Annotated in this window: 38 protein-coding genes; 3 read left to right on the top strand and 35 right to left on the bottom strand. The window is 59.6% G+C overall.

The window, feature by feature from the left end; all coding sequences use genetic code 11:
* Positions 1-7: 7 nt before the first annotated feature.
* Positions 8-1,846, bottom strand: coding sequence for a dihydroxy-acid dehydratase (gene ilvD, locus K290_RS0122450; RefSeq protein WP_028753947.1), 1,839 nt, complete (start codon positions 1,844-1,846; stop codon positions 8-10).
* Between the two features lie 344 nt (positions 1,847-2,190).
* On the opposite strand from ilvD, the gene msrP reads away from it, so the two are divergent.
* On the top strand, positions 2,191-3,138 hold the full coding sequence (gene msrP / locus K290_RS0122455) for a protein-methionine-sulfoxide reductase catalytic subunit MsrP (RefSeq protein ID WP_028753948.1): 948 nt from the start codon (positions 2,191-2,193) through the stop codon (positions 3,136-3,138).
* Positions 3,138-3,791: a protein-methionine-sulfoxide reductase heme-binding subunit MsrQ gene (gene msrQ, locus K290_RS0122460; RefSeq protein ID WP_037136007.1), complete on the top strand. Its 654-nt coding sequence runs from the start codon at positions 3,138-3,140 to the stop codon at positions 3,789-3,791. The genes msrP and msrQ overlap by 1 nt, the downstream gene beginning before the upstream one ends.
* A 30-nt stretch (positions 3,792-3,821) precedes the next feature.
* Here msrQ and K290_RS0122465 read toward each other — a convergent pair whose 3' ends face one another.
* From K290_RS0122465 to K290_RS0122485, 5 genes are all read right to left on the bottom strand, one after another.
* Positions 3,822-4,712 (bottom strand): efflux RND transporter periplasmic adaptor subunit, encoded by an 891-nt coding sequence (locus K290_RS0122465; RefSeq protein ID WP_028753950.1) that lies wholly within the window; start codon positions 4,710-4,712, stop codon positions 3,822-3,824.
* The gene (locus tag K290_RS0122470) at positions 4,709-4,918 is read right to left on the bottom strand and encodes a DUF1656 domain-containing protein (RefSeq protein WP_028753951.1); all 210 of its coding nucleotides are present in this window, start codon (positions 4,916-4,918) and stop codon (positions 4,709-4,711) included. Before K290_RS0122470 ends, K290_RS0122465 begins: the two co-directional genes overlap by 4 nt.
* A gap of 4 nt (positions 4,919-4,922) precedes the next feature.
* Positions 4,923-6,995 (bottom strand): FUSC family protein, encoded by a 2,073-nt coding sequence (locus K290_RS0122475; protein ID WP_028753952.1) that lies wholly within the window; start codon positions 6,993-6,995, stop codon positions 4,923-4,925.
* The gene (locus K290_RS0122480) at positions 6,992-7,468 is read right to left on the bottom strand and encodes a MarR family winged helix-turn-helix transcriptional regulator (protein WP_028753953.1); all 477 of its coding nucleotides are present in this window, start codon (positions 7,466-7,468) and stop codon (positions 6,992-6,994) included. The genes K290_RS0122475 and K290_RS0122480 overlap by 4 nt, the downstream gene beginning before the upstream one ends.
* Positions 7,469-7,547: 79 nt before the next feature.
* A complete protein-coding gene (locus K290_RS0122485; protein WP_028753954.1) occupies positions 7,548-8,174 on the bottom strand; it encodes a TetR/AcrR family transcriptional regulator in 627 nt (208 codons plus the stop codon).
* A 71-nt stretch (positions 8,175-8,245) separates the two neighbouring features.
* Here K290_RS0122485 and K290_RS0122490 point away from each other — a divergent pair, with 71 nt between their 5' ends.
* On the top strand, positions 8,246-8,764 hold the full coding sequence (locus K290_RS0122490; RefSeq protein WP_028753955.1) for a DinB family protein: 519 nt from the start codon (positions 8,246-8,248) through the stop codon (positions 8,762-8,764).
* Positions 8,765-8,777: 13 nt separating this feature from the next.
* Here K290_RS0122490 and K290_RS0122495 read toward each other — a convergent pair whose 3' ends face one another.
* From K290_RS0122495 to K290_RS0122640, 29 genes are all read right to left on the bottom strand, one after another.
* Complete coding sequence (locus K290_RS0122495) at positions 8,778-9,185, bottom strand: ribosomal maturation YjgA family protein (RefSeq protein ID WP_172831029.1); 408 nt, start codon at positions 9,183-9,185, stop codon at positions 8,778-8,780.
* A 174-nt stretch (positions 9,186-9,359) separates the two neighbouring features.
* On the bottom strand, positions 9,360-9,782 hold the full coding sequence (gene rplQ / locus K290_RS0122500) for a 50S ribosomal protein L17 (protein ID WP_028753957.1): 423 nt from the start codon (positions 9,780-9,782) through the stop codon (positions 9,360-9,362).
* Between the two features lie 45 nt (positions 9,783-9,827).
* Positions 9,828-10,838, bottom strand: a complete 1,011-nt coding sequence (locus tag K290_RS0122505; protein ID WP_028753958.1) for a DNA-directed RNA polymerase subunit alpha — start codon at positions 10,836-10,838, stop codon at positions 9,828-9,830.
* A 103-nt stretch (positions 10,839-10,941) separates the two neighbouring features.
* Positions 10,942-11,331, bottom strand: a complete 390-nt coding sequence (gene rpsK, locus K290_RS0122510; protein WP_004118426.1) for a 30S ribosomal protein S11 — start codon at positions 11,329-11,331, stop codon at positions 10,942-10,944.
* Positions 11,332-11,464: 133 nt separating this feature from the next.
* Complete coding sequence (gene rpsM / locus K290_RS0122515; protein ID WP_004118424.1) at positions 11,465-11,833, bottom strand: 30S ribosomal protein S13; 369 nt, start codon at positions 11,831-11,833, stop codon at positions 11,465-11,467.
* 218 nt (positions 11,834-12,051) lie between these two features.
* On the bottom strand, positions 12,052-12,702 hold the full coding sequence (locus K290_RS0122520; protein ID WP_028753959.1) for an adenylate kinase: 651 nt from the start codon (positions 12,700-12,702) through the stop codon (positions 12,052-12,054).
* Positions 12,699-14,039: a preprotein translocase subunit SecY gene (gene secY, locus K290_RS0122525; RefSeq protein ID WP_028753960.1), complete on the bottom strand. Its 1,341-nt coding sequence runs from the start codon at positions 14,037-14,039 to the stop codon at positions 12,699-12,701. The genes K290_RS0122520 and secY overlap by 4 nt, the downstream gene beginning before the upstream one ends.
* Before the next feature lie 224 nt (positions 14,040-14,263).
* Entirely contained in the window at positions 14,264-14,734 is a 471-nt protein-coding gene (gene rplO / locus K290_RS0122530; RefSeq protein ID WP_028753961.1) for a 50S ribosomal protein L15, read from the bottom strand.
* A gap of 16 nt (positions 14,735-14,750) precedes the next feature.
* Complete coding sequence (gene rpmD, locus K290_RS0122535; RefSeq protein WP_007690786.1) at positions 14,751-14,963, bottom strand: 50S ribosomal protein L30; 213 nt, start codon at positions 14,961-14,963, stop codon at positions 14,751-14,753.
* A gap of 13 nt (positions 14,964-14,976) precedes the next feature.
* Complete coding sequence (gene rpsE / locus K290_RS0122540; protein ID WP_028753962.1) at positions 14,977-15,546, bottom strand: 30S ribosomal protein S5; 570 nt, start codon at positions 15,544-15,546, stop codon at positions 14,977-14,979.
* A 128-nt stretch (positions 15,547-15,674) separates the two neighbouring features.
* Complete coding sequence (gene rplR, locus K290_RS0122545; protein WP_028753963.1) at positions 15,675-16,037, bottom strand: 50S ribosomal protein L18; 363 nt, start codon at positions 16,035-16,037, stop codon at positions 15,675-15,677.
* 12 nt (positions 16,038-16,049) lie between these two features.
* Positions 16,050-16,583, bottom strand: a complete 534-nt coding sequence (gene rplF, locus K290_RS0122550) for a 50S ribosomal protein L6 (RefSeq protein ID WP_028753964.1) — start codon at positions 16,581-16,583, stop codon at positions 16,050-16,052.
* 41 nt (positions 16,584-16,624) lie between these two features.
* Positions 16,625-17,023 (bottom strand): 30S ribosomal protein S8, encoded by a 399-nt coding sequence (gene rpsH, locus K290_RS0122555; RefSeq protein ID WP_028753965.1) that lies wholly within the window; start codon positions 17,021-17,023, stop codon positions 16,625-16,627.
* Between the two features lie 12 nt (positions 17,024-17,035).
* On the bottom strand, positions 17,036-17,341 hold the full coding sequence (gene rpsN / locus K290_RS0122560; protein ID WP_028753966.1) for a 30S ribosomal protein S14: 306 nt from the start codon (positions 17,339-17,341) through the stop codon (positions 17,036-17,038).
* 33 nt (positions 17,342-17,374) lie between these two features.
* Positions 17,375-17,932 (bottom strand): 50S ribosomal protein L5, encoded by a 558-nt coding sequence (rplE, locus tag K290_RS0122565; protein ID WP_004118404.1) that lies wholly within the window; start codon positions 17,930-17,932, stop codon positions 17,375-17,377.
* Complete coding sequence (rplX, locus tag K290_RS0122570; RefSeq protein ID WP_028753968.1) at positions 17,925-18,233, bottom strand: 50S ribosomal protein L24; 309 nt, start codon at positions 18,231-18,233, stop codon at positions 17,925-17,927. The genes rplE and rplX overlap by 8 nt, the downstream gene beginning before the upstream one ends.
* Positions 18,234-18,244: 11 nt before the next feature.
* The gene (gene rplN, locus K290_RS0122575; RefSeq protein WP_003573790.1) at positions 18,245-18,613 is read right to left on the bottom strand and encodes a 50S ribosomal protein L14; all 369 of its coding nucleotides are present in this window, start codon (positions 18,611-18,613) and stop codon (positions 18,245-18,247) included.
* 225 nt (positions 18,614-18,838) lie between these two features.
* On the bottom strand, positions 18,839-19,078 hold the full coding sequence (gene rpsQ / locus K290_RS0122580) for a 30S ribosomal protein S17 (RefSeq protein ID WP_028753969.1): 240 nt from the start codon (positions 19,076-19,078) through the stop codon (positions 18,839-18,841).
* A 12-nt stretch (positions 19,079-19,090) separates the two neighbouring features.
* Positions 19,091-19,291: a 50S ribosomal protein L29 gene (gene rpmC / locus K290_RS0122585; protein WP_007690763.1), complete on the bottom strand. Its 201-nt coding sequence runs from the start codon at positions 19,289-19,291 to the stop codon at positions 19,091-19,093.
* An 11-nt stretch (positions 19,292-19,302) separates the two neighbouring features.
* Positions 19,303-19,716 (bottom strand): 50S ribosomal protein L16, encoded by a 414-nt coding sequence (gene rplP / locus K290_RS0122590; protein ID WP_004118395.1) that lies wholly within the window; start codon positions 19,714-19,716, stop codon positions 19,303-19,305.
* A gap of 36 nt (positions 19,717-19,752) precedes the next feature.
* Positions 19,753-20,478 (bottom strand): 30S ribosomal protein S3, encoded by a 726-nt coding sequence (gene rpsC, locus K290_RS0122595; RefSeq protein WP_028753970.1) that lies wholly within the window; start codon positions 20,476-20,478, stop codon positions 19,753-19,755.
* Positions 20,478-20,867 carry a 50S ribosomal protein L22 gene (rplV, locus tag K290_RS0122600; RefSeq protein ID WP_015339603.1) on the bottom strand — a complete coding sequence of 130 codons (390 nt, stop codon included), beginning with the start codon at positions 20,865-20,867 and terminating at the stop codon, positions 20,478-20,480. The genes rpsC and rplV overlap by 1 nt, the downstream gene beginning before the upstream one ends.
* Before the next feature lie 2 nt (positions 20,868-20,869).
* Positions 20,870-21,148 (bottom strand): 30S ribosomal protein S19, encoded by a 279-nt coding sequence (rpsS, locus tag K290_RS0122605; protein WP_004118389.1) that lies wholly within the window; start codon positions 21,146-21,148, stop codon positions 20,870-20,872.
* A 15-nt stretch (positions 21,149-21,163) separates the two neighbouring features.
* A complete protein-coding gene (gene rplB, locus K290_RS0122610) occupies positions 21,164-22,000 on the bottom strand; it encodes a 50S ribosomal protein L2 (protein ID WP_028753971.1) in 837 nt (278 codons plus the stop codon).
* Positions 22,001-22,011: 11 nt separating this feature from the next.
* Complete coding sequence (locus K290_RS0122615) at positions 22,012-22,305, bottom strand: 50S ribosomal protein L23 (RefSeq protein ID WP_028753972.1); 294 nt, start codon at positions 22,303-22,305, stop codon at positions 22,012-22,014.
* Positions 22,302-22,922 (bottom strand): 50S ribosomal protein L4, encoded by a 621-nt coding sequence (gene rplD, locus K290_RS0122620; protein ID WP_028753973.1) that lies wholly within the window; start codon positions 22,920-22,922, stop codon positions 22,302-22,304. Before rplD ends, K290_RS0122615 begins: the two co-directional genes overlap by 4 nt.
* Positions 22,923-22,935: 13 nt before the next feature.
* Positions 22,936-23,577 (bottom strand): 50S ribosomal protein L3, encoded by a 642-nt coding sequence (gene rplC, locus K290_RS0122625; RefSeq protein ID WP_028753974.1) that lies wholly within the window; start codon positions 23,575-23,577, stop codon positions 22,936-22,938.
* A gap of 39 nt (positions 23,578-23,616) precedes the next feature.
* Entirely contained in the window at positions 23,617-23,925 is a 309-nt protein-coding gene (gene rpsJ / locus K290_RS0122630; RefSeq protein ID WP_003547547.1) for a 30S ribosomal protein S10, read from the bottom strand.
* Positions 23,926-24,238: 313 nt separating this feature from the next.
* On the bottom strand, positions 24,239-24,694 hold a 456-nt coding region (locus tag K290_RS0122640; RefSeq protein WP_028753975.1), incomplete at its 5' end, for an EF-Tu C-terminal domain-related protein.

The following is a 24,694-nucleotide window of genomic DNA, read 5'->3' on the forward strand; positions in this document are numbered from 1 at the left end:
AGCTTGATTACTTCCCGCCCAAATCGCGGACCGCACCCCGGTCAGCACTGGTCGCGAAGGCTGCATAGGCCTTCAGCGCCGTCGTGACGTTGCGCTTGCGCTGTTCTGCCGGATGCCAACCGCTAGCGTTCTGGGCTTCGCGGCGGGCAGCGAGTTCCTTTTCGTCGACGCGCAGGCTGATGGTGCGATTCGGGATGTCGATGTCGATCATGTCGCCTTCGCGTACCAGGCCGATCGTGCCGCCGTTTGCCGCTTCGGGCGAAACGTGGCCGATCGAGAGGCCCGAGGTGCCGCCGGAGAAACGGCCGTCGGTGATGAGCGCGCAGGCCTTGCCAAGGCCCTTCGACTTCAGGTAGCTCGTCGGATAGAGCATTTCCTGCATGCCGGGGCCGCCTTTCGGGCCTTCATAGCGGATGACGACGACGTCGCCGGCCTTGATCTCGTTGCTGAGGATGGCCTTGACGGATGCGTCCTGGCTTTCAAAGACCCTGGCTGGGCCGGAGAATTTAAGGATCGATTCGTCGACGCCCGCCGTCTTCACGATGCAGCCGTCCAGCGCCAGATTGCCCTTGAGAACGGCGAGACCACCATCCTTGGAGAAAGGATGTTCGACCGAGCGGATAACGCCGCTCTCGCGATCGGTGTCGAGTTCTTCCCAACGGGCGTTCTGGCTGAAAGCAACCTGGGTCGGAACGCCGCCAGGCGCCGCGCGGAAGAATTCACGCACGCTTTCGCTGCTGGTGCGAGTGATGTCCCAGCGATCGATGGCATCGCCGAGCGTTTCGGCATGAACGGTCGGGCAATCGCGGTTGATCAGGCCGCCCTTGTCGAGTTCGCCGAGGATCGACATGATACCCCCGGCGCGATGCACGTCTTCCATATGCACATCGCTCTTGGCCGGTGCGACCTTCGACAGGCAGGGCACGCGGCGCGACAGCGCATCGATGTCGGCCATGGTGAAATCGACTTCGCCTTCATGCGCAGCCGCAAGAATGTGCAGAACCGTGTTGGTGGAACCGCCCATGGCAATATCGAGCGCCATGGCATTCTCGAAGGCCTGCTTCGAAGCAACGTTGCGCGGCAGGACGGAAGCATCTTCCTGTTCGTAATAGCGGCGGGCGAGATCGACGATCAGATGGCCGGCTTCGACGAAGAGGCGCTTGCGGTCGGCATGGGTGGCGAGCGTCGAGCCATTGCCCGGCAGCGACAGGCCGAGAGCCTCGGTCAGGCAGTTCATCGAATTGGCCGTGAACATGCCCGAGCAGGAGCCGCAGGTCGGACAGGCCGAGCGTTCGATGACCTGAACATCTTCGTCGCTGATCTTGTCATCGGCAGCGGCAACCATGGCGTCGACCAGATCAAGTGCGTGTTTCTTGCCGTGCAGGACGACCTTGCCGGCCTCCATCGGACCGCCGGAGACGAAGACGGTCGGGATGTTGAGGCGCAGCGAGGCCATCAGCATGCCGGGGGTGATCTTGTCGCAGTTGGAGATGCAGACCATGGCGTCGGCGCAATGAGCATTGACCATATATTCGACGCTGTCGGCGATCAGCTCGCGCGAGGGCAGCGAATAGAGCATGCCGTCATGGCCCATCGCGATGCCGTCATCGACGGCGATGGTGTTGAATTCCTTGGCGACACCGCCGGCCGCTTCGATTTCACGCGCCACGAGCTGGCCGAGATCCTTGAGGTGGACGTGGCCCGGCACGAACTGGGTGAAGGAATTGACCACCGCAATGATAGGCTTGCCGAAATCGCTGTCCTTCATACCCGTCGCGCGCCAAAGGCCGCGCGCGCCCGCCATGTTGCGGCCATGGGTCGTGGTTCTAGAACGATAAGCTGGCATGATGTCTTCCTCGTCGTCTCGGAAATTGTGAGGCGTCGGCCGGCCAGGGCTTTGCGCCGAAGGGAGCGCCGACATTCCTGCTTTTTGGAATTGTCCTAATCCAATCGCGCCGGACTGTCACTATCAACTCAAGCGAATCCGGTACGCCGCAAGGGTAAAGCTGGTCTCTGGCTCAGTCATCGGCCAAACGACATAGACACCGCAGAAGGCGGTTTATTTCATCACGGAAGCACACGAAAAGTTGGTTTCCGTTGAAAAGAAATAACATCGTAAGACGGTAACAAATCACGCTTCTCCTGCGTAGAGGTCGTATCATCTCTACGATCGTAGAAAGGAATATCGTAATGCCGTCCTATCGCCCGCCGAAGATCGCTTCTTCCGAGATCACGCCGCGCTCAGTCTATATGAAGCGTCGGGAATTCTTGACGGCTGTAGCTGGTGCCGGCGTCGCGATTGCCGGTGGGAAAAGCGCTGTTGCCGATGCGTTGAATGCCACGAAGAGCAACTACACGGTCGACGAGAAGCTGACGCCGCTCAAGGATGTCACCACTTACAACAATTTCTATGAATTCGGCCTCGACAAGGCCGATCCGGCAAAACTTTCGGGCAACTTCAAGCCACGGCCCTGGACCGTCACGGTCGACGGCATGGTCAGTAAACCCGGCACATTCGACATCGATGCGCTGATCAAGGACTTTCCGCCGGAAGAGCGCGTCTACCGCATGCGCTGCGTTGAGGCCTGGTCGATGGTCATCCCCTGGGACGGCTTTCCCCTCTCGGCCCTGCTCGACAAAGTCGAGCCGCTTGGCAGCGCCAAATTCGTCGCCTTCGAGACTGTCGTGCGGCCGGAGGAGATGCCTGGGCAGTCGGGCGTTTTCCAGTCGCTCAACTGGCCCTATGTCGAAGGCCTGCGGCTCGATGAAGCCCGCAATCCGCTGACGCTTTTGGCTGTTGGTCTCTATGGCGAAACATTGCCGAATGCGAACGGCGCACCGATCCGCCTTGTCGTGCCCTGGAAATATGGCTTCAAGGGCATCAAGTCGATCGTGCGCATCACGCTCACCGACAAGCAGCCGCTGAACACCTGGCAAGCAACGAACAGCCAGGAATACGGCTTCTATGCCAACGTCAATCCGGCAGTCGACCATCCGCGCTGGAGCCAGGCGACCGAGCGCCGCATCGGCGAAGGCGGCTTCTTCGGCGCCAACCGTCACCCCACCCTGCCCTTCAACGGCTATGCCGATCAGGTCGCGAGCCTTTATGCCGGCATGGACCTTAGGGCGAATTTCTGATGGCTCTTTCCCTCGCCTTGCCCAAACGCTGGCAGCCTGCTTCCGTCTGGGCGCTTTATGTCGTCGGCCTGATACCGGCCGCATGGGAGTTCTATCTCGGCGCCACGGACCAGCTCGGCGCCGACGCGGTCAAGACTTTCGAACTCTTCCTCGGACTCTGGGCGATCCGCTTCCTGCTGCTGACGCTTGCCGTCACCCCGGCGCGCGATCTCTTCGGCTGGAACTACCTGCGCTACCGCCGGGCGCTTGGCCTGCTTTGCTTCTATTACGTGCTGATGCATCTGACGGTCTACATGATCCTCGACCAGGCGCTCGACGTACAGGCAATCATCGACGATGTGCTGAAGCGGCCCTTCATCATGTTTGGCATGGCCGCGCTGGTGATGCTGCTGGCGCTGGCCGTGACCTCCAACAATTTTTCGATCAAGCGTCTCGGCAAGAATTGGATTTGGCTGCACCGGCTGGTCTATATCATCGCCGCCTGCGGCGCGCTGCATTTCGCGCTATCGACCAAGGTGCTGTCGCTGGAGCAATTTATCTATATCGGCCTGCTGATCGCCATGATCCTTTATCGGTCGTATCGCCCAATCATGATGGAGAAGCGCAGGGCGGCGCGGAAACCGGCTGCGGTTTCCCGCTCCAAGGCGGCCTGAACTCGGCCGCCCGTTCTTTTCAAACAATGGTCATTTCGCAGCACTGGCGATCTTGGGCTCGCCCTGCTCCTGCACCTCGACCGTCGCCGTCAAGCCGGCAATGAGCTTCGTGCCATCAGGCACCTTGTCGAGCGCGATGCGCACTGGCACGCGCTGCGCAAGGCGCACCCAACTAAATGTCGGCGTGATGTTGGCGAGCAGGCTGCCGGAGGTTCGTTCGCGATCCTCGATGCCATAGGCGATGCTTTCGACATGACCGGTCAGCTTCTCGGCCTGCCCCATCAGATGAATCGACACCTCATCGCCAATATGGATACGCGGCAGCTTGGTTTCCTCGAAATAGCCTTCGACGCGCAGCGAATCGGTATCGATCAGCGCCACTTTGGCGGTGCCGGCCGAAACATAGTCGCCGGGACGCAGGCTGAAGTTCGAAATTGTGCCGTTGACGGTAGCACGGACCTCTGAACGATCGAGGTTCAACTGCGCGAGTTCGCGATTGGCGGTCGCCTGTCGGAGCGCGGCTTCGGCCTGTTGCTCGGTGGTCTGCGCCTGTTCTTTCTGCTGGAGGGAAGCGGCATCGCCGAGGCGATCCTGCCGCTGCCTTTCACGGCGGGCCTGGTCGAGAGCCGCCTTGCTGCTTGCGAGCGCAGCATCGGCCTGTTCGAGAGCGATGGCGAAGCGATCCCGATCGACACGGAAGAGCATATCGCCTTTCTTGACGGTCTGGTTGTCCTTGACGAGCACGTCGCTCACGAGACCGGAGACGTCAGGCGCAATGCCGACGACATCGGCCCTGAGGCGCGCATCGCGCGTCCAGGGCTCGTCCATATAATGACCCCAGAGCTGGCGGCCGACATAGACGGCAGCAACGACGAAGAGGAGAGTGACGGCCACACGACCGATGAGTTTTAACGCATTCATGTGAAGTACCAACGAGAGACAGAGGAGATGGCGCCGAGCAGCAGGACGTAAAGCGCGAGATCGAAAAGACCGCGATGCCAGACCAGAGTGTAGGCTCCGATCCAGGCGAGCAGGCGCCTGAGGATGATGACGGCAAACAGCGTCACGAGCATGAGAACGAGAAGGCGTGGTATATAGACGCCATAAAGATCGAATTCTGCGGGCATGATGCTACTCGGCGGCAATGGAATGAGGTTGGGTTATGTCCGATACGGGCGGTCGCCAGCTCGCCGGCGGCTCGGCATGGGGAAAGAGCGCCCGGCGAAGGCCAACGAGAGCATCGAGGCTTGCCCGGCCGGAGTGGCGCTTTTCCTGCGCGACTGCTTCAAGGCTTTGATCGATCGACACGCGCAGTTCGTCGGAGGGATCGATGGCACGCTTGGCCTTCAGCCTCGAGCGATAGAAATCCGATACGCCGATCAGGACTTCGCTGACGGATGCGGCCGAAGCGGAGCTTAGATGACCGCGCTCCCTCTGCAGCATCAGCACATTGAAGCCGAGACGGACATCGGCATAGCCGTCAACCTTCTTCAGCTCGCGGTCTTCGATGCCCGCAAGGCGGGGCACGAGCTGGCCCAGACGGTCGAGGATGCGGCCGGACAGGCGTTCGTGATCGGCACGGCGGATACCCGCCGCGGTTTCGGCAAGGTCGGTCCAGCCCGCTCGCACCAGCCGCCAGGCGGCGAGTTCCGAACCGAAGGGACGGGTGAGCAAGGTCCAGACGAGAGCGAAGCCGACGCCTGCCAAGGCTGCGATCGCGCTGTTGGCAAAGCTGGCGAAATCGGCCGTATAACGATCCTGCAGAGCGATGAAGGTGGCGCCATTTACCGCCAGCAGCATGGCGAGCATGTTGGTTTGCGGGCGCGGTATCAAGAGGCCCATGACCAGGAAAGGCGGGGCAAAGATCAGCACCAGCATCTCAAAGCCGGAGATCGACGGCAATATGCCGAAAATGTAGATGCAGGCGATAAGCAGACTTGCAGCGCACCAGATGAACATCGAGGTGATGAAGGGTGCAGGCCGGTCCAGCGAGGCGAAAAACGAGCAGGCAACGGCCGCCATGGTGACGAAGCCGGCGCCATCCACCCATCCGGAATAGATCCAGAAGAAGCAGGCGACCGCGATCCCGACGACGACCGCACCGGCCGAGAACGCAAGCAGCGCATAGTCGTAGTGCCGGCTGCGTCCGACGACATTGCGGTGACGGAAGGTGGGGCGCCAGGCGCCGACCTGCTGCCCGGACATGATCTGATCGCGCAGCGTCAGGCAATCCTGCCAGAGATCGACGATTTCCTTCAGGCGGACCAGAGCGCTGGACCGGACGAGGTCATCCCAACCGAGATCCAGGTCATTCTGCTGCAATTCCTCGATCTCTTCCGATAGAGCATCGGCGGCATTGTCGGCCCTGCCTCGCCCGCCCTGAGCGAGCCAGTCGGCGACTTCGTTGAGGACGGCGACCAGTTCCTGCGGCAGCGGCTTGCCGCCGGCCTTCAGCGCGTACAGGCGATCGGCGAGAGAGGAGAAGAGCGGCAGCAGCATCAACAGGCGACCGCGCAATTCGCGCGAATGCCTGACGATATCGCGGCTGCCTGCGTCATAGCGCAACTGACTGATGACAAAATCGAGACCGGTGACGTCGGCGGCAAGCTTCTGCCGCTTCAGCGGAGTTGCCGGGGAAGCACCCTCCCCACGCAGGATTTCGTCTGCCCAGGTGCCGGCATCATCCAGCCAGGAGCTAATGCGCTGGCCAAGAACGGTACCGACGCTGCTCGGAAAGACGACGGCGCTGACGACGCTGGCGCAGACGATGCCGATGATGATCTCCTCGGACCTGGCAACCGCCACATCGAATACGGTCTCCGGCGCGCCGACGGTCGGAAGCGCAATCAGCGGCAGCGAATAACCGGCCAGCATGAAGACATAGCTGCGCGAGGTACGGTCAAGCATCGAGATGAACAGCAGGGTGCCCGTCCACAATGCGACGACGACGGAGAGCAATTCCGGCGCATTGACGAAGAGCGGCACGAGGATCACCGATGCGCAGGCGCCGATCAGCGTGCCGAGAGCACGATAGAGCCCTTTCGAGCTGGTTGCGCCGGCAAGCGGATTGGCGACCACATAGACAGCCGCCATCGCCCAATAGGGACGCGGCAGGTCCAGCGACAGCGCAATGAACAGCGCCAGGATGGCCGCAATGAAGGCTTTGACGGAAAACAACCAGTCGCGCCAGGATGGAATGCTCATAGGGCTTTCTCCCGCTCCCGCTCGGCTTCGCTGGTCTTCGGCGATTCAAACTCCTCGAAAGCCTTCAGAACACGAACAGCAGCTTCGATATCGGCCGGGTCGACATGGGCGAGGATCTTGCCACGCAGTTCGTCAAGCGCGTCCTCCATGCGGGAAGCCAGCACCTCGCCTTCGGTGGTCAGCCACAGACCCTTCGCGCGGCGGTCCGTCGGATCATCCTTGCGGATGACGAGATCCATGCTTTCGAGCTGATCGAGCAGACGGACCAAAGACGGGCCTTCGATGCCGACATAGGTGGCAAGAACCACCTGCCGGACACCTCCCCCGAGACGGCCGATCCAAAGCAGCGGCGCAGCCGCAGCCTCCGATATGCCATAGGAGCTGAGCGCAAGATCGACCACCCGGCGCCATTGGCGACCGGTCGTGAGCAGATTGGCGGTGAAGAGGCGTTGCAAGGCGGTCAGCGATTTCATGCAAATCTATTAGCACTAAACTAATTAGGATTCAAACTATTTCGATTCAAAGTGATATTGTCGCCGCTCGAACCGACGCTTACCGATCGGTGCAGCTAAGATAGGAGCAGATCATCTTGACCAGTTCCTGCTTCAACTCCGGGGAATCCAATGTGCCTTTCCGCGCTCCGTTGTGGATCACGCCTTCGACCGCGCCGGATAGAAGTTGCGCAAGGACATCGTCGGAGGGACCCGCACCTGCACCGCGATGGGCAGCGACAAAATCTCTGTAGCGACTTTGATAGTCTGCCACAAAGGCGTCATGGGCCGATCTCGACCCCTCAAGCCCGGGCACCTCATCCAGAAGCACCCTGTGAAGCTCGGGATTCACGTTGTGAGCATCTATCATTCCCTGGACAAGAGCTTCGACGCTCTGCTGCAGTGGCAAGTCGCTCGCGGTCGCTTGACGCAGGACGGCCAGAACTTCGTCGAAATGGCGGCGCCTTATCGCTTCCACCAAAGAGAGTTTGTCGGGAAAATACTGATAGAGAGAACCGATGCTGACCCCCGCGACGGCCGCCACTATATTGGTCGTGAACCCGGCCCATTCGCGATCGCCCAAAATGCGAGCACCGGCCTCAATAATGGCGTCGACCGTTGCCCGCGAGCGGGCCTGGCTTGGCTTTTTGCGCATCGGCGAACGCAGTCTTTTAATGCGAGTAGACATACGCTCCCTGCTCCATGAAAATGTGAACACTCTACTCGCATTTTTCCCGAGGACGAAAGGGCAACATCCTCATGAGCGAATTGTCACTGCTGCAGACTCTTTTCCGCTATCAGGCGTCGGCAAACCAAGAATTGCTGGACGCGATCGGCCGCTTCGATCCGGTCCGCCACGACAAAGAGCGTCATCAGTCAATACGCTTAATGAATCACTCACTGATTGTCGGCCGGATATTTGCAGCGCATCTTACCGGGCAGGAGCATGGCTATACGGACGACAATACGCCGGAGACACCTTCCCTGCCCGATCTTCATGCCGCGCTCACGGCGTCGGATCAGTGGTATCTGCAATATCTCGAAAACATCACCCCGGAGCTTCTGTCCGAAGCCCTGCCATTTGTCTTCACAGACGGAGACAGAGGCTGCATGACGCGCCAGGAAATGCTCCTGCACATCGTCACGCATGGAGGCTATCACAGGGGCGAGATTGGCCGCCTCCTGACACAGCTCTCCATCACCCCGCCCTGGGATACACTTGCGGTTCATCTTCACCGCGCTGACCCCTCACGGCGGCTGGCGGTTGCTGCAGAATGAAGCGCCCGGCACGTCAGGCCAAGCGTTTTCGGCTCGATAGACTCCAATCCAGCGCCAGTGCCATTGCGATACCCGTGGCATAGGCGAGCATGTTCCAGGGCGAGAATACCCGCCCCAACAACAGGGCTCCAGCCGTGGTCAATCGAAACGCATCCAACGCCGGGGTATGCCAAAGCCTGAAAAGCTCGACGAGCACGGCAACGATGAGCGCCATGGTGAGCGTCATCCGTCGCGCCCCGGCGAAGACCGTGGCGAGCAGCCAGTAGACCATGGCTCCCCATAAGATCGAGCCACCATATTTCACGATCTGGAATGACAGATGCGCGGCATATCCGAACCGCCTGAGCGCGAGGCCGCAGACTATCGTCAGCACCAGCGCCAGACACACACCTATTCTCCTGCGCGTCAATTTCGGCTGCATGCCCGACAGTGCCTTTCACAGATAGATCCCCATAAATCGGCGTCCGATTTAGCAATGAAGCAGCGACATTCCATAGAAGTCACGGGAATGAAAGGCCGTTTCCGCAAGCCAAAACGACAAAAGGCCGGATGATCGCTCATCCGGCCTTTTAATCTTGTATTCGAAGCGAGCCGATTAAGCGGCGGCAGCTTCTTCCTCCGCAGCAACGCGAGCCTTGTCGGCTGCGCCCTTGGCGAGGGTGTCGCGATCGACGAATTCGACGACGGCGAGAGCGGCATTATCGCCCTGGCGGAAGCCGGCCTTCATGATGCGCAGGTAGCCGCCGTTGCGGGTGGCGTAGCGCGTTGCAATCGCGTCGAAGAGCTTCGAAACAACGGCGGCGTCGCGGATCTGCGAGATGGCCTGACGACGAGCGTGCAGGTCGCCGCGCTTGCCGAGGGTGACCAGCTTCTCGACGATCGGACGAATTTCCTTCGCCTTCGGGAGCGTGGTGACGATCTGCTCATGGGTGATGAGCGAAGCCGCCATGTTGGCGAACATCGCCTTACGGTGGCTAGCGGTTCTATTCAGCTTGCGGCCGGCTTTACCGTGGCGCATGGCTATTCTCCTTCACTTGCTGGCATTCGCCCGCAGTTTGATTGGTTAGTATTGGTCTTCGTAGCGCTTGGCGAGATCTTCGATGTTCTCGGGCGGCCATGCCGGCACTTCCATGCCAAGGTGCAGGCCCATGGAAGCGAGAACTTCCTTGATTTCGTTCAGCGACTTGCGACCAAAATTCGGCGTGCGGAGCATTTCTGCTTCGGTCTTCTGAATGAGGTCGCCGATATAGACGATGTTGTCGTTCTTCAGGCAGTTTGCCGAGCGAACAGACAGTTCCAGTTCGTCCACCTTCTTGAGGAGCGCCGGGTTGAAAGCAAGTTCGGTGACTGCTTCTTCTTCGGCTTCCTTCTGCGGCTCGTCGAAGTTGACGAAGACGCCAAGCTGATCCTGGAGGATGCGAGCCGCAAAAGCGACGGCATCTTCGCCGGTGATCGAACCATCAGTTTCGATCGACATGCTCAGCTTGTCGTAGTCGAGAACCTGTCCTTCGCGGGTGTTTTCAACCTTGTAGGACACCTTCTTGACCGGCGAATAGAGGCTGTCGACCGGGATGAGGCCGATCGGAGCATCTTCCGCACGATTACGCTCGGCCGGGACATAGCCCTTGCCGTTGTTGACGGTGAATTCCATGCGGATTTCGGCGCCCTCGTCGAGCGTGCAGATGACATGCTCGGGGTTGAGGATTTCGATGTCGCCGACCGTCTGGATGTCGCCAGCCGTTACCACGCCTGGGCCCTGCTTGCGCACGACCATGCGCTTGCTGTCATCGCCGTCCATCTTGATGGCGATTTCCTTGATGTTCAGCACGATGTCCGTCACGTCTTCCCGAACACCCGGGATAGAGGAGAACTCATGCAGCACGCCGTCGATCTGCACGGCCGTCACAGCGGCGCCGCGCAGAGAGGACAGCAGAACGCGGCGCAGCGCGTTCCCGAGGGTAAGACCGAAGCCACGCTCCAGCGGTTCGGCCACGAGCGTTGCCTTGGTGCGGCCGCTCGAGGAGAACTCGACCTTGTTCGGCTTGATCAGTTCCTGCCAGTTTTTCTGAATCATGTTCTTGCCTTCCGTTCGTTGCCACCATCCAATCGTGGCAACCGAGCTTGAGAAGCACCAAGCCGGGCGCGGACGCGCCGGCTGGTGTCGTGAGTGGCGATGATCAGACGCGGCGCTTCTTGCGCGGGCGGCAACCATTGTGCGGGATCGGGGTCACGTCGCGGATGGACGTGATCATGAAACCGGCAGCCTGGAGCGCGCGCAAAGCGGATTCACGACCGGAGCCCGGACCGCAAACTTCGACTTCCAGCGACTTCATGCCATGTTCCTGGGCCTTCTTGGCGCAGTCTTCAGCAGCGATCTGAGCAGCGAACGGGGTCGACTTGCGCGAACCCTTGAAGCCCTTGGCACCGGCAGACGACCAGGCAATGGCGTTGCCCTGTGCGTCGGTGATGGTGATCATCGTGTTGTTGAAGGTCGAATTGACGTGCGCAACGCCCGACGTGATATTCTTGCGCTCGCGACGGCGAACGCGGACGGCTTCCTTGGCCATGGTAGTCCTTTCTTGGATCTCTTCACCGCCGTAATGCCAGCGGCTACACCGGAGCGACGCCTAAATGGCCCCGCTCCAAACTCAAAAGAGGCCGGCGCAGACCGCCAGCCTCCCAAATCCGGTTTCCCGGAAATTACTTCTTCTTACCAGCGATAGCCTTTGCCGGACCCTTGCGGGTGCGAGCATTGGTATGGGTGCGCTGGCCGCGAACCGGCAGGCCGCGACGATGACGCAGGCCGCGGTAGCTGCCAAGGTCCATCAGACGCTTGATGTTCATCGCGGTTTCGCGACGAAGGTCGCCTTCGACCTGATAGTCGCGGTCGATGGTTTCGCGGATCTGCAGAACTTCAGCGTCCGTCAACTGATTGACGCGACGTTCGGCCGGAATACCGACCTTCTCGCAGATTTCCTGTGCAAACTTCGGTCCGATCCCGTGAATGTAGCGAAGCGCAATTACTACGCGCTTTGCAGTCGGGATGTTGACGCCAGCGATACGAGCCACGCCTGTTCTCCTTGCATTCCCTCAGCCTGAGCGAAGGGCTTTGTTATGCAGCCCTGGAGCTGCTTGTTCAAACTTGGGTCCGTAACACGTCAAAACGACCGTACCCGGACTTCCCTACGGAAATCCGCGCCGATCGCATGGCATGTCGCGAGTTGGCGCGGTGTTTAGCGGAATCAGCGCAAAAAAGCAACCGCTCCGACAAGTTTATTTTAAGCCACCTAAAGCTTCGACAGGATGGCCTCGATGTCGGCCGTCACATGCTCGATATCGGCCATGCCGTCTACCGACTGAAGCTTGCCTTTGGCATAGTAATAGCCGATGAGCGGCGAGGTTTCCTTGTAGTAGACCTGCAGGCGCTCGACGACTGTCTCTCTGTTGTCGTCGGCACGGCGTTTGAAATGCGTGGAACCGCAACGGTCACACACACCCTCCACCTTCGGCTTGAGGTTTTCGTCATGATAACCGGCGCCGCAGTTGGCGCAGGTGTAACGACCGGAAATACGATCGGCGAGCACGGCGTCATCCACCTTGATCTCGATGACGACGGAGAGGTTGATACCTTTCTCCTTCAGCATCGCTTCCGTCGCATCAGCTTGAACAAGCGTGCGCGGATAACCATCAAGAATGAAGCCCTTGGCGCAATCCGGTTGATCGATACGCTCCGATACGATGGCATTGACGATTTCGTCTGAAACAAGCTTGCCAGCGTCCATAACGGCCTTGGCTCGCTTGCCTACTTCAGTCCCTGCCGCCACCGCAGCCCTCAGCATATCGCCCGTGGAAAGCTGCGGAATGCCGTACTTTTCCACGATACGCTGGGCCTGGGTCCCCTTACCTGCTCCCGGCGGCCCCAAAAGTATCAATCTCATCGCCCCCTCTTTCCTCCACGCAGCTTCGATTTCTTGATCAGGCCTTCATATTGCTGTGCGATCAGGTGACCCTGAATCTGTGCCACCGTATCCAGCGTAACGCTAACCACGATCAGAAGCGAAGTGCCACCCAGCGACAGCGGAATACCGGTCTGGGACACGAGAATTTCGGGCAGAATGCAGACGAAGACAAGGTAGATCGCGCCGATCACCGTGATTCGGGTCAGCACATAATCGATATATTCGGCAGTGCGCTCACCCGGGCGGATGCCCGGAATGAAGCCGCCGTGCTTCTTCAGATTGTCGGCCGTATCCTTCGGATTGAAAACCAGCGCGGTGTAGAAGAAGGCGAAGAAGGCGATCAAGGCACCGTAGAGCACCATATAGATAGGCTGACCGTGACCAAGAGCCGCAACGATGGAAGTGACCCAGGTCGGCAGGGCCGTGTTGTTGCCGAGACCGGCGACGGTCGCGGGCAGCAGCAGCAGCGACGATGCGAAAATCGCCGGAATAACGCCCGATGTGTTGAGCTTCAGCGGCAGGTGCGAGGTATCGCCCTGGAACATGCGCGTGCCGACCTGGCGCTTCGGATACTGGATCAGCAGGCGGCGCTGAGCACGCTCCACGAAGACGATCAGTCCGATGACCAGGACTGCCACAACGAGCACGGCCAGAATGAGGCCGGTCGACAGAGCGCCCGTGCGGCCGAGCTCCAGCGTACCGCCAACTGCGGTCGGCAGGCCGGCTGCGATACCTGCGAAGATGATCAGCGAAATACCGTTGCCGATGCCGCGCGACGTAACCTGTTCACCAAGCCACATCAGGAACATCGTGCCGCCGAGCAGCGTAACGACCGTCGAAAGGCGGAAGAACCAGCCTGGGTCGAGGACCACACCGTTCCCGTGCTCCAAGCCGATCGCAATGCCGTAGGCCTGCAAGGCGCCGAGCAGCACCGTGCCGTAGCGGGTGTACTGGTTGATGATCTTGCGGCCCTGCTCGCCTTCCTTCTTCAGGTTCTCGAGCGCCGGTACGACCGAGGTCATGAGCTGCACGATGATCGAAGCGGAAATGTAGGGCATGATGCCGAGCGCAAAAATCGCCATGCGCTGCACGGCGCCGCCGGAAAACATGTTGAAAAGGCCGAGGATGCCGCCGGACTGATTATGAAAGGCTTGGGCATAGGCACCCGGATTGAGGCCCGGAATCGGAATGTGGGTACCCAGACGGTAGACGAGGAGAGCGCCGAGCGTGAACCACAGTCGCTTCTTGAGATCCTCGGCTTTGGCAAAGGTCGAAAAATTGAGATTGGATGCCAATTGTTCCGCTGCAGAAGCCATGCAAATCTCCGCATTACCAATTCCGGCATAATCGGCCGGGTCCGGAATCAGTCTTTAATTGTTTAAAAGCCGGGCTTTGGACGGATTGCACTGCAATCGGATGCCTCACCCTTGGTTCCCGTTATTCCCTGCAAAGACACTGGCGCATCGTTCAGGTTCGTGAGGCTCACATATGGGAGCAAAATCGCCCGGTGTGAAGCACCCCGGGCGATTTATTGATAAGATTATTCTGCGACAGAAGCGAGCAGCTTGATGGAACCGCCAGCCTTTTCGATCTTTTCGACCGCCGGCTTGGAGGCGCCTGCAACTTCCAGCGAAAGCTTCGCCTTCAGTTCGCCGTCCGAGAGAACGCGAACGCCGTCCTTGACGCGGCGAATCACGCCTGCAGCCTTCAGAGCTGCAGCATCGACGGTTGCCTTGGGATCGAGCTTGCCGGCATCGACGGCAGCCTGGATGCGAGCCAGCGACACGACGACGTAGTCGGCAGCGAAGATGTTGGTGAAGCCGCGCTTCGGCAGACGACGGTAGATGGGCATCTGACCGCCTTCGAAGCCGTTGATGGCAACGCCCGAACGGGACTTCTGACCCTTCACACCACGGCCGCCGGTCTTGCCGGAGCCGGAGCCGATGCCGCGGCCGAGGCGCTTGCGGCTGTGGGTCGAGCCTTCGTTATCCTTGATCTCATTCAGTTTCATAGCGAATACCTCCGGCTCACTTCTCGTCGACAACGCGAACGAGATGCTGGACAGCACGGATCATGCCACGAACAGCCGGAGTGTCTTCCAGCGTGCGGCGACGGTGCATCTTGTTCAGTCCGAGACCGATCAGCGTCTTCTGCTGAACATCCGGACGGCGGATCGGGCTGCCAATCTGCTCGACCGTAACGGTCGCCTTGGCTTCAGCCTTCTTGGTCGTCTTGGCCATAGGTCAAACTCCCTTATTCTTCGGAGGCGTTGCCCGAGGAGGTACGGCGAGCCTGCAGGGTGGCATACTTGATGCCGCGCTGAGCTGCGATGTCCTTCGGGTGAACCTGGTGCTTCAGGGCGTCGAACGTGGCGCGAACCATGTTGTAGGGGTTCGACGAACCGGTCGACTTGGCGACGACGTCATGAACGCCGAGCGTTTCGAAAACGGCGCGCATCGGACCGCCGGCGATGATACCGGTACCGACCTTGGCCGAGCGCAGCAGAACCTTGCCGGCGCCATGGCGGCCATGGACGTCGTGATGCAGCGTACGGCCGTCGCGCAGCGGTACGAAGATCATGTCGCGCTTGGCGCTTTCGGTTGCCTTGCGGATCGCTTCCGGCACTTCACGTGCCTTGCCATGACCGAAGCCTACGCGGCCCTTCTGGTCACCGACGACGACGAGAGCGGCGAAACCGAAACGGCGACCACCCTTAACAACCTTGGCGACGCGGTTGATCGCGACCAGCTTGTCGACGAATTCGCTATCGCGCTCTTCACGGCTCTGGCGGTCTTCCCGCGGAGCCCTCTTTTCCTGTGCCATTGTCCTCTTCCTTTTTCTTTTCCGGGTGCAATCGGCAAACAAAACGAAGACCGCATCGACCTCCCGAAGGGGATCAGCGGTCCGGTGATATCCGGCCGGCGCTCGAAAGCCACCGGCCGGAAACTTGATCAGAAGGTCAGGCCGCCTTCGCGGGCTGCATCGGCCAGAGCCTTGATGCGGCCGTGGTAGATGAAGGCGCCGCGGTCGAACACGACTTCCTTGACGCCGGCCTTGGAGGCGCGCTCGGCAACGAGCTTGCCAACGAGGGCAGCGGCTGCGGTGTCGGCACCGGTCTTCAGAGAACCGCGCAGATCCTTGTCGAGGGTGGAGGCAGACGCAAGCGTCTTGCCGGCCACATCATCGATGACCTGGGCGTAGATGTTCTTCGACGAGCGATGAACCGACAGGCGCGGACGGCCATTGGCCACCGACTTGAGTTGACGGCGCACGCGGTTGGCACGACGTGCAAGTGCTTCTTTCCTGCTAGCCATTTCGCGTGATCCTTACTTCTTCTTGCCTTCTTTGCGGACAATCCGCTCGCCGGCATACTTGACGCCCTTGCCCTTGTAGGGCTCGGGACCGCGGTATTCGCGGATTTCAGCGGCAACCTGACCGACCTGCTGCTTGTTGATGCCGGTGACGACGATTTCCGTCGGCTTCGGCACAGCGATCGTGATGCCCTGCGGCGGCTCGTAAATCACGTCGTGGCTAAAGCCGAGCGCAAGCTGCAGGTTCTTGCCCTGCATGGCGGCACGGTAGCCGACGCCGTTGATTTCGAGCTTGCGCTCGTAGCCGTCCTTGACACCCTTCAGGATGTTCTCGATCATCGTGCGGGACATGCCCCACTTTGCACGAGCGTCCTTGGAGTCGCTGAGCGGCGTTACGACAATTGCATTATCTTCCAGCTTGAGACCGATTTCGTCGTTAGCGACGAAAACCAGCTCGCCCTTGGGGCCCTTAGCAGTCACCTTCTGGCCATCAATCGAGGCCGTGATTCCTGCAGGCACCTGAACGGGCTTTTTACCGATACGAGACATTTTTCAAACCTGTCTGTTTCGAAGGAGATCCCTGTTCGGCCTTAGAAGACCGAGCAGAGAACCTCGCCACCAACATTCTGTTCACGAGCCTGGTGATCGGCCATCACACCCTTCGGAGTCGAAAGGATGATGATGCCGAGACCGTTCGCGACCTGCGGAATGGACTTGACCGAGACATAAACTCGGCGGCCCGGCTTGGACACACGGCCGATCTCACGGATCACCGATGCGCCTTCGTAGTACTTGAGTTCGATATTGATCTCAGACTTGCCGTTGCCGAAATCGACGACGGAGTAGCCACGGATGTAGCCTTCAGCCTGCAGGACATCGAGAACACGTGCACGGAGCTTGGACGAAGGCGTCGAAACCGACGACTTGCGGCGCGAAGCACCGTTGCGGATACGGGTGAGCATATCGCCCAAAGGATCAGTCATAGTCATCTAATCTGCTCCTTACCAGCTCGACTTGACGATGCCCGGCACCTTGCCGAGATTGCCGAGTTCACGCAGCGCGATACGCGACATGCGCAGTTTGCGGTAATAGGCACGAGGGCGGCCCGACACTTCGCAACGGTTGCGAATACGGGTCTTCGATCCATCGCGCGGGAGCGATGCCAGCTTCAGAGTGGCCTTGAACCGGTCTTCGATCGGAAGAGACTGGTTCATGATGATTGCCTTCAGGGCAGCCCGCTTCGCAGACTGGTTGGCAACCGTATTGCGGCGGCGCTTGTTCTTTTCGACTGCGCTTGTCTTCGCCATATCAGGGTTCCTTTTCTACGCTCGTCGTTACGGTTATTGACGGAACGGGAAGTTGAACTCTTTCAGAAGAGCCCGAGCTTCGTCGTCGGTCGTCGCCGTCGTGCAAACGATGATGTCCATGCCCCACATCTGATCAACCTTGTCATAGTTGATCTCAGGGAACACAATGTGCTCCTTGATGCCCATGGCGAAGTTGCCACGACCGTCAAAGCTTTTCGGGTTCAGGCCGCGGAAGTCGCGAACGCGCGGGAGCGCGATGTTGACCAGACGATCCAGGAACTCATACATGCGGGCGCCGCGCAGCGTCACCTTGGCGCCGATCGGCATGTTTTCGCGGACCTTGAAGCCAGCGATGGAATTGCGCGCGCGGGTGATGACCGGCTTCTGGCCGGCGATCGCTGCGAGGTCGGCAGCAGCAACGGTCGGCTTCTTCGAATCAGCCGTTGCTTCGCCAACGCCCATGTTGATCACGATCTTATCCAGCTTCGGGATCTGCATCTCGTTGGCGTAGGAGAACTTCTCCTGCATCGCTGCGCGAATGCGGGCGACATATTCCTTCTTGAGCCGCGGCTCGTACTTTGCCTCAGCCATCGATCACTTCTCCCGAGGTCTTGGCCACACGGACCTTCTTGCCATCTACAACCTTGAAACCGACGCGGGTCGGCTTGCCGTCCTTGTCGACGATCGCAATGTTGGACAGGTGAAGCGGGGCTTCCTTGCTGATGATGCCGGCTTCCTGGGTCTGCGTCTGGCGCTGGTGGCGCTTGATGACGTTTACGCCACGGACGACCGCGCGGTCTTCCTTCGGCAGCACTTGAATGACTTCGCCGGTGCGGCCCTTGTCCTTGCCGGTCAATACGACGACCTTGTCGCCTTTACGGATCTTTTGCATCGCTCCGCTCCTTACAGTACTTCTGGAGCCAGCGAGATGATCTTCATGTGGTTCTTGGCGCGAAGTTCGCGCGGAACCGGTCCGAAGATACGGGTGCCGATCGGCTCTTTCTTGTTGTCGATGAGGACTGCTGCATTGGTATCGAAGCGGATGACGCTGCCATCCGGACGACGGATATCCTTGGCGGTGCGAACGACAACCGCCTTCATCACGTCACCCTTCTTCACGCGGCCGCGCGGAATGGCTTCCTTGATCGAAACGACGATGACGTCGCCGATCGAGGCATACTTGCGCTTCGAGCCGCCCAGCACCTTGATGCACATGACACGACGTGCGCCGGAATTATCCGCCACGTCGAGGTTTGTTTGCATCTGAATCATGTCAGGTCGCCTTCTTGTTGTTACCGGAATGGTTGGGCCAAACGGCCCCCTACCCCGGCTTATGGACTAGTGTCTTGTCTGATTTCTCCGGCATTCGAGACCACCTGGGTCACCTTCACCGGTCATCAATAAAGCAAAAGAACGCCCGTTCTCGAGCGTCCTGCTTCCAAGCTCGTGCTTCATACAGATATTTCGCCCAAGCGCAAGGGCCTGAGCGAAATTCTGTTACTTGGCCTGGGCGGAAACGACCGTCCAGGTCTTGTCCTTGGAGATCGGCGCGCATTCCTCGATGGAAACGACGTCGCCGACCTTGTACTGATTGTTTTCGTCGTGAGCCTTGTACTTCTTGGAACGACGAACGGTCTTCTGGAGCAGCGGGTGAGCGAAACGACGCTCCACGCGGACAACTACCGTCTTCTCGTTCTTGTCGCTGACCACGACGCCCTGCAGAATGCGCTTCGGCATGTTATTCTTCCTTTAGGCCTTTGCTTCTGCCGCCTTCTGGCGGGCAATGGTTTTCACGCGAGCGATGTCCTTGCGAACTTCGTTGATGCGCGAGGACTTTTCAAGCTGGCCGGTCGCCTTCTGAAAGCGCAGATTGAACTGCTCCTTCTTCAGCTTGGCAAGCTCGTCCTTGAGTTGGTCGGCGCTCAGGGCGCGAACATCTGCGGCTTTCATGAGCTTCTTCCTTACTCTGCAATGCGCTGCACGAAGCGCGTCTTGACCGAGAGCTTGGCGGCGCCGAGGCGCAGAGCCTCACGAGCGATTTCTTCGCTCACACCATCGATCTCGAACATCATACGGCCGGGCTTGACCTTGCACGCCCAGTATTCGACAGAGCCTTTACCTTTACCCATGCGGACTTCGGTCGGCTTTGCGGTTACCGGAACATCCGGGAACACGCGGATCCATACACGGCCGGCGCGCTTCATATAACGCGTGATCGCGCGGCGAGCCGCTTCGATCTCACGAGCGTTGACGCGGTTGGGCTCCTGCGACTTCAGACCGAATTCGCCGAATGCGAGGTCAGAACCACCCTTGGCAACGCCCTTGATGCGGCCCTTAAATTGCTTGCGGTACTTCGTACGCTTTGGCTGCAACATTTTCTTATTCTCCGAACTTATCTGCCACGAACGCTATCAAGCGTTTTCGCGGCGGCGGTCTCTATCGCGATCGCGGCTAGCCGGACCCTGGGCGTCGCCCTCGAGCGCGCGGCGTTCGGAGGCCATCGGATCGTGCTCAAGGATTTCGCCCTTGAAGATCCAGACCTTGATGCCGCAGATGCCGAAAGCGGTTTCTGCTTCAGCCGTACCGTAGTCGATGTCGGCGCGCAGCGTATGCAACGGCACGCGACCTTCACGGTACCATTCCGTACGAGCGATTTCCGCACCGCCGAGACGGCCGGCGCAGGTGATCTTGATGCCTTCGGCGCCAAGACGCATCGCGGACTGAACGGCGCGCTTCATGGCGCGACGGAAAGCAACACGGCGCTCGAGCTGCTGAGCGATCGACTGGGCAACCAGCGTCGCATCGATTTCCGGCTTGCGCACTTCAACGATGTTGAGGTGCGTTTCGGAATTCGTCATGTCCGACAGCTTCTTACGGAGCCTGTCGATGTCAGCGCCCTTCTTGCCGATGATCAGGCCCGGACGAGCCGAGTGGATCGTAACGCGGCACTTCTTGTGCGGACGCTCGATGACCACCTTGGAGATACCGGCCTGCTTCAGTTCGTTCATGACGAACTTGCGCATCTTCAGGTCTTCGTGGAGGAGCTGCCCATACTCGGCATTATCCGCAAACCAGCGGCTATCCCAGGTACGGTTGATGCCAAGACGAAAACCGATTGGATTGATTTTCTGACCCATTATGCGGCCTCCTCTTGAGCTTCCACTTCACGAACGACGATCGTCAGGTGTGCGAACGGCCGCTCGATACGAGACGCGCGGCCACGGCCACGAGCGTGGAAACGCTTCATCACGATCGACTTGCCAACGTAGGCTTCCGCCACGACCAGCGAGTCAACGTCGAGATCGTGGTTGTTCTCAGCGTTGGCGATCGCGGATTCGAGCGTCTTCTTGACGGCGCCTGCAATGCGCTTGCGCGAGAATTCCAGCTCAGCGAGTGCGCGATCGACCTTCTTGCCGCGGATCGAAGCCGCGACCAGGTTGAGCTTCTGCGGGCTGACACGGAGCGTGCGCGCAACTGCCTGCGCCTCATTGTCCTTCAGCCGGCGTTCGGTTTTTGCCTTGCCCATTGTTACTTCCTCTTCGCCTTCTTGTCCGCACCGTGACCATAATAGGTACGGGTCGGGGCGAACTCGCCGAACTTGTGTCCGACCATGTCTTCATTGACGCTGACCGGAATATGCTTGCTGCCGTTGTAGACACCAAAGGTGAGACCAACGAACTGCGGCATGATGGTGGAGCGACGGCTCCACATCTTGATTACTTCGCTACGTCCGCCTTCGCGCACCTTCTCAGCCTTCTTGAGAAGATAGCCGTCAACAAACGGACCTTTCCATACTGAACGAGCCACTTGAGACTTCCTCTCTTACTTCTTGCGCTGATGGCGCGAGCGCATGATCATCTTGTCGGTCGACTTGTTCGACCGCGTACGCTTGCCCTTGGTCGGCTTGCCCCACGGGGTCACCGGATGGCGACCACCGGAGGTGCGGCCTTCACCACCGCCGTGCGGATGGTCGACCGGGTTCATGACAACGCCGCGGTTATGCGGCTTCTTGCCACGCCAACGCGAACGACCGGCCTTGCCGTCATTGATGTTGCCGTGATCCGGGTTGGAAACCGCACCGATCGTTGCAAGGCAGGTGCCATGCACGAGGCGCTGTTCGCCCGAGTTGAGGCGAAGAATCGCCATGCCCTGGTCACGACCGACGAGCTGGGCGTAGGAACCGGCGGAGCGAGCGATCTGACCACCCTTGCCCGGCTTCATTTCCACGTTGTGGATGATGGAGCCGACCGGGATGAACTGAAGCGGCATCGTGTTGCCCGGCTTCACGTCAACGACCTTTTCCGAAGCGATGACCTTGTCGCCGGCAGCGAGGCGCTGCGGAGCGAGGATGTAGGCCAGTTCGCCGTCCGTGTACTTCACCAGAGCGATGTAAGCGGTACGGTTCGGGTCGTATTCGATGCGCTCGACGGTTGCCTCGACGTCGAACTTGCGACGCTTGAAGTCAACCAGGCGATAAGTGCGCTTGTGACCGCCACCCTGGAAACGCACGGTGATGCGACCGGTGTTGTTGCGGCCACCCTTGGAGGTCAGGCCTTCCGTCAGCGTCTTGACCGGCTTGCCCTTGTAAAGCGAGGAGCGGTCGACAATGACGAGCTGTCGCTGGCTCGGGGTCGTCGGATTGAATGTTTTCAATGCCATTTTCTTATTCCTCAGAGACCGGTGGAGACGTCGATCGACTGGCCTTCGGCGAGCGTCACAACAGCCTTCTTCACGTCCTTCTGCTTGCCGACGAGACCTTTAAATCGCTTGGTCTTGCCCTTGCGCAGCAGAGTGTTGACGGCCGTGACCTTGACGCCGAACAGCGCTTCGACGGCAGCCTTGATTTCAGGCTTCGTCGCGGTCTTGGCAACGTTGAAAACAACCTGGTTGTTATCCGAAACCAGCGTGGACTTTTCGGTGATCGCAGGAGAAACGATCACATCGTAATGGCGAAGATCCGTCACTTGAATCGCTCCTCTAGAGCTTCAACTGCAGCCTTGGACAGCACGAGCTTGCCGCGGCGCAGGATGTCATAAACGTTGATGCCCTGGATCGGCAGAACATCGATGTTCGGGATGTTCTGAGCCGCGAGCTTGAAGTTGTTGTCGAGCTCAGCGCCACCGATGAAGAGCGCATTGGTCAGGCCGAGCGTCTCAAACGTGCTGGCCAGAGCCTTGGTCTTGGCATCGGCTGCAACCAGGCTGTCGATGACGATGACGTCTTCGGACTTCAGCTTGGCCGACAGAGCGTGACGCAGGCCGAGGGCGCGAACCTTCTTCGGCAGATCATGCTCGTGGCTGCGAGCGACCGGGCCGTGAGCCTTACCACCGCCGCGGAACTGCGGAGCGCGAGCCGAATGGTGACGAGCGCGGCCCGTACCCTTCTGCTTGTACATCTTGGCACCGGTGCGCGCGACGTCCGCGCGGCCCTTTGCTTGATGCGTGCCCTGCTGCTTCTTGGCGAGCTGCCAGCGAATGACGCGTGCGAGGATGTCCTCACGCGGCTCGAGGCCAAAAATCGCATCAGAAAGGGAAACCTTCCCAGCGTCTTTTCCCTCGAGGGTCTTGACGTTCAATTCCATTGGTTTGGCTCCCTTACTTCGCAGCCGACTTGACGGCGTCGCGCACGATGATCCAGGCACCCTTGGAGCCGGGAACTGCACCCTTGACGAGGATCAGACCGCGATCTTCATCGGTCGATACGACTTCGAGGTTCTGCGTCGTGACGCGGGTCTGGCCCATGTGACCAGCCATCTTCTTGTTCTTGAACACCTTGCCCGGATCCTGGCGCGAGCCAGTCGAACCGTGCGAGCGGTGCGAAACCGACACACCGTGCGTGGCGCGCAGACCGCCGAAGCCGTGGCGCTTGATGGCGCCCGCAAAGCCCTTACCGATCGTCGTGCCGGTCACGTCGACGAGTTGGCCCGCCGTGAAGTGAGCGGCCTTGAGCTCGGTACCGACTTCGAGCAGGTTGTCGTCCGTGACACGGAATTCAACGAGCTTGGCCTTCGGCTCAACGCTGGCAACCGCGAAATGACCGCGCAGGGCCTTCGTCGTGTTCTTGACCTTTGCCTGGCCGGCACCGAGCTGAACTGCGGTGTAGCCATTCTTTTCTACTGTGCGCTGGGCCACGACCTGGCAGCCATCCAAACGCAATACTGTTACCGGGACATGCTCGCCGGCGTCGTTATAGACGCGGGTCATTCCCACCTTCTGTGCAATCACACCTGAACGCATCGGTTCAATCCTTCTCACTCAGCTCGAGGACCAGAGGTCTCAGAGCTTGATCTCAACATCGACACCGGCGGCGAGATCGAGCTTCATCAGCGCGTCTACCGTCTGCGGGGTCGGGTCAACGATGTCGAGAAGGCGCTTATGCGTGCGCATCTCGAACTGCTCGCGGCTCTTCTTGTCGATGTGCGGGGACCGGTTTACCGTGAACTTCTCGATACGAGTCGGAAGCGGAACGGGGCCCCGGACGCTAGCACCGGTGCGCTTCGCCGTCGACACGATCTCGCGCGTGGAAGCATCGAGAATCCGGTGATCGAACGCCTTCAGGCGAATGCGGATATTTTGGCCGTTCATTCGACGTTATCCTTGTGTTTTGTTATCTCGCGTGCCGCTCAAAAAAGGGCACGGATTGTTCTTATTCCTAAGGCGGACCACCGGTTTCAAAGATCGAGAGGGACGCCGGTTGCAGCATCCCCATCCACTTTTTTTAGACCTTTCGGTCCACCTTATTGTTAATCTCATTGGCCGCTTCGTTGTCCGAAGCAGGGCACAAATCGCGCTCGCGCGCCATTTGCAACATTTCCATGTCATAAGCAAGCGGCTACTGCCGCTTGCATCATATTATTGTCATCGAATCGGCCACCCGAATGGAGTGGCCGACTTTGAATTACTCGACGATGCTAGCGACGATGCCGGCGCCGACGGTACGGCCGCCTTCGCGGATAGCAAAGCGCAGCTTTTCTTCCATCGCGATCGGAACGATCAGTTCGACGTCAACCGTGATGTTGTCGCCAGGCATAACCATTTCCGTGCCTTCCGGAAGCGTCACGATACCCGTCACGTCCGTCGTGCGGAAGTAGAACTGCGGACGGTAGTTCGTGAAAAACGGCGTATGACGGCCGCCTTCTTCCTTCGTCAGGATGTAGGCTTCTGCCTTGAACTTCTTGTGCGGCTTGACAGTGCCCGGCTTGCAAAGGATCTGGCCACGCTCGACGCCGTCACGGTTCACACCGCGGATCAGCGCGCCGATGTTGTCGCCGGCCTGACCCTGGTCGAGCAGCTTGCGGAACATTTCAACGCCGGTAACCGTCGTCTTCGAGGTCGGACGAATGCCGACGATCTC

This window comes from Rhizobium leucaenae USDA 9039 (genome assembly GCF_000426285.1).
Lineage (GTDB): Bacteria > Pseudomonadota > Alphaproteobacteria > Rhizobiales > Rhizobiaceae > Rhizobium > Rhizobium leucaenae.